Genomic DNA, 291 nt, shown 5'->3' on the forward strand with positions numbered 1-291 from the left:
CGGCGAAAACGTCGTCTACGGCGCCAGCGGCCAGCCGACCAAGTCGGACTATACCTCCTACGGCTATCTTGGAGGCGGCCGTTTCGGCTCCGACAACCAGACGGCGGCTGCGCGCAATGTCGATGGCTGGACAAAGGATGTCTGCACGCAGCTGAAGAGCCAGGGCGTGCAGGTCTACACCATGGTGCTGCAGGCCTATACGGCGGCCAACCGCGCGCTCTAACCAACTGAGCTACAAGCACTAAACCGAACCCTGCTGGCAATTTGCACCGGCAATGCAAGCCTTCCAAG

At 61.2% G+C, this 291-nt stretch carries 1 pseudogene; it reads left to right on the forward strand.

Annotated elements, in window-relative coordinates:
* Positions 1–223: pseudogene (locus tag EN852_RS39570) on the forward strand (hypothetical protein); the annotation flags it as partial.
* Between the last annotated feature and the right edge of the window lie 68 nt (positions 224–291).

It is taken from the genome of Mesorhizobium sp. M2E.F.Ca.ET.209.01.1.1 (assembly GCF_004010375.2).
In the GTDB taxonomy this organism is placed as follows: domain Bacteria; phylum Pseudomonadota; class Alphaproteobacteria; order Rhizobiales; family Rhizobiaceae; genus Mesorhizobium.